A 3,005-nucleotide genomic window follows, 5' to 3' on the forward strand; every position below is an offset into this window, starting at 1 on the left:
GTCGAACCCGGGGCATCACAGCACAGGTCGTCAACCGCATCGCCGCCCACTCATTTGAGGTGCTCCCCCGACGATGGGTAGTGGAACGAACCTGTGGGTATCCCCTCAAAGTGTGGAGACTTCCACTATGAGGAGGAGGTGTCATGTCAGAGGTACGACGCAAGTATGACCCGGAGTTCCGGGAGGGAGCTGTCCGGATTGTGAGAGAGACGAAGAAGTCGATTGCTCAGGTGGCCCGGGATCTTGGGATCAACGAGGGCACGCTCGGTAGTTGGGTGAAAAAGGAACGCATCGAGCGCGGCGAGGCTGAGGGTCTCACTGTTGATGAGCGGGCTCGTTTGGCGTTCCTTGAGAGTGAGAACGCTGAGCTCCAGATGGAGCGTGATGTCCTCAAGCGTTCAGTGATCCTTTGGGTAAAGGAAGCAACTCGATGACCGTGGCATCGTTCATTGCTGCTCAAAGGTTCGATCATGGGGTTCCCCACGCGGTTGCTTGCCGGGCTTTAGAGATGCCGGCCTCCACGTTCTATAAGTGGCTGGATCGCCCGGCGACACCACGCGAGGCCCGCCGGGGCCTTCTCGATGAGGCGGTCAAAGCGTCCTTTGACGATTCCGGGGGGACGCCTGGGACCTACGGGTCGCCTCGGGTGTTCGAGGACCTGGTTGAGGACGGCTGGAACGTGTCGGTGAACACGGTGGCCGACTCGATGAGGCGCCAGGGCCTCCAGGGTCGGTCCCCGAAACGTAAACGGCGGGGTTTGACCCGTCCCGATAAGGCCGCAGCGCCCATCGGTGACCTGGTCAGGCGCGATTTCAACGCCGAAGCAATCGACGAGAAATGGTGCGGGGATCTCACCGAGATCCCCACCGATGAGGGCAAACTGTATCTGGCGACCGTCGAGGATCTGGCGTCGCGGCGCCTCCCAGGGTTTGCTATCGGTTCCCATCACGACGCCGAGCTGGCCAAAGCCGCGTTGTGTATGGCAGCTGCGGTACGCGGCGGCGACGTTGCCGGGGTGATCTTTCACAGCGACAAAGGAGGCGAAGGCGGATTCAACTGGTCGTTGCAACACCTTGATCGAGAGGTGGTTTGTGATGGCTGTTGGGAAGCGTCAGCAGGAGATCCGTGCGATGCGGGGGAAGATGTGGTCGCCGGGTCGGCCGTCGACTGCGCGGCGTGAGGATCGTGTCTTGTTCTGGGAGGCGATCGCTCGAGGGCTCTCGAGTGAGGATGCGGCGGTCGAGGCTGGTGTGTCGCCGGCGGTGGGGGCCCGTTGGTTCCGCGATGCTGGGGGGATGCCACCACTTGATTTGGCTCCGGTATCGGGCCGTTATCTGTCGTTCGCCGAGCGTGAGGAGATCGCCATCTTGAATGCGCAGGAGGTTGGGGTGCGGGGGATCGCTCGACGGTTGGGCCGGTCGCCGTCGACGATCAGTCGTGAGCTGCGCCGCAACGCGTCGACTCGCAGCCATGCGACCCCGTATCGGGCGTCGACGGCGCAGTGGCATGCTGAGCATCGTGCGAGTCGCCCGAAGGTGGCCAAGCTCGCTGCCAACGATCGGCTACGCGAGTACGTCCAGGATCGGCTCTCCGGTGCGACTGCCCGGCCCGATGGGGAGCCGGTCCCGGGTCCCCACGTGGCGTTCATCGGCCGGCGTCATGGCCGCCGCCAGGATCGGCGGTGGGCCAAGGCGTGGAGTCCCGAACAGATATCCAACCGCTTACACCTCGATTTCCCCGATGATGAGACCATGCGGATCTCTCACGAGGCCATCTATCAGGCGCTATACATCCAAGGCCGGGGAGCACTCAAACGTGAGCTGGTTGCCTGTCTGCGAACCGGGCGGGCGCTTCGGGTCCCGCGGGCACGAACCAAAACGTCGGGTAAGAAGTTCGTCACCCCCGACGTCATGATCTCGCAACGACCGGCGGAGGCTGATGACCGGGCCGTGCCTGGCCACTGGGAAGGCGACCTCATCCTCGGGCTCGACTCCTCAGCGATCGGGACCCTGGTCGAGCGCACCACCCGGTACACAATGCTGCTGTGGCTGCCACGCATGGAAGGCCACGGCGAACAACCCACAATCAAGAACGGGCCACCACTGGCCGGTCACGGCGCAGAAGCCGTCAGGGATGCCATCGCCGAGACGATCACCACCCTGCCCGGACAGCTCCGCCGGTCACTCACCTGGGATCAGGGTGCAGAGATGGCCCAGCATGTCCAGCTCCGTATCGACACGGGACTCCCCATCTACTTCTGCGATCCGCGGTCGCCCTGGCAGCGCGGCACCAACGAGAACACCAACGGCCTGTTACGCCAATACTTCCCCAAAGGAACCGACCTCGCCAGACACTCACGCGGCGACCTCGACGCCGTCGCTCTCGCCCTGAACACCCGACCCCGCAAAACCCTCGAATGGCACACACCCGCCGAAGCCCTCGACCAACTCCTACACTCCGATCAGCAAGGCGGTGTTGCGACCACCCCTTGAACCCGGGGAATACACCGGCGACACGTTCGCGAAAGCGTGTGAGGCGTTGGGGGTGATCCAGTCGATGGGCCGGGTCGGGTCGGCTCTGGATAACGCCGCTGCTGAGAGTTTCAACTCGACCCTCGAATGGGAGGTCTTGTCACGCCAGCATTTCGCCACCAAAGCCCAGGCTCGCAGCGCAGTCGCCGCGTTCATCGACGCCTACAACCACCAGCGTCGCCACAGCAGCTGCGAGATGAAACCACCCGCCGTCTACGAACAGATCCTCGCTGAGCGAGCAGCCCAGGAACGAGCAGCATGAAAACCGTTCTCTCACAGCAACCTCGGCGCCCTCGGAGGCGAGCCAATGGCACCAAGACGCGAACCGTGAGAGACTACAACCATCAATCAGCAACCCTCCACGATCTCAGGGGAAGCCCACCTGGGCGTGGCTGGTCAACCACCGACGCCTGAGAATCGACTATGAACGCGACCCAATCGTCACAGAAGGGTTCGTATGGGCCGCCCACGCCC

4 protein-coding genes are annotated in these 3,005 nt (G+C 63.3%); all 4 read left to right on the forward strand.

The window, feature by feature from the left end; translation table 11 throughout:
- The first annotated feature begins 143 nt into the window (after positions 1–143).
- On the forward strand, positions 144–434 hold the full coding sequence (locus tag GWP04_12540) for a transposase (protein NIA26366.1): 291 nt from the start codon (positions 144–146) through the stop codon (positions 432–434).
- A 74-nt stretch (positions 435–508) separates the two neighbouring features.
- Positions 509–1,180 (forward strand): DDE-type integrase/transposase/recombinase, encoded by a 672-nt coding sequence (locus GWP04_12545; GenBank protein ID NIA26367.1) that lies wholly within the window; start codon positions 509–511, stop codon positions 1,178–1,180.
- A 115-nt stretch (positions 1,181–1,295) separates the two neighbouring features.
- Positions 1,296–2,492, forward strand: coding sequence for an IS30 family transposase (locus GWP04_12550; protein ID NIA26368.1), 1,197 nt, complete (start codon positions 1,296–1,298; stop codon positions 2,490–2,492).
- Positions 2,476–2,793 carry a transposase gene (locus tag GWP04_12555; GenBank protein NIA26369.1) on the forward strand — a complete coding sequence of 106 codons (318 nt, stop codon included), beginning with the start codon at positions 2,476–2,478 and terminating at the stop codon, positions 2,791–2,793. Before GWP04_12550 ends, GWP04_12555 begins: the two co-directional genes overlap by 17 nt.
- The last annotated feature ends 212 nt before the right edge of the window (positions 2,794–3,005 follow it).

The sequence above is a fragment of the Gammaproteobacteria bacterium genome, from assembly GCA_011682695.1.
Taxonomy (GTDB): Bacteria; Actinomycetota; Acidimicrobiia; order Spongiisociales; family UBA4744; genus BMS3Bbin01.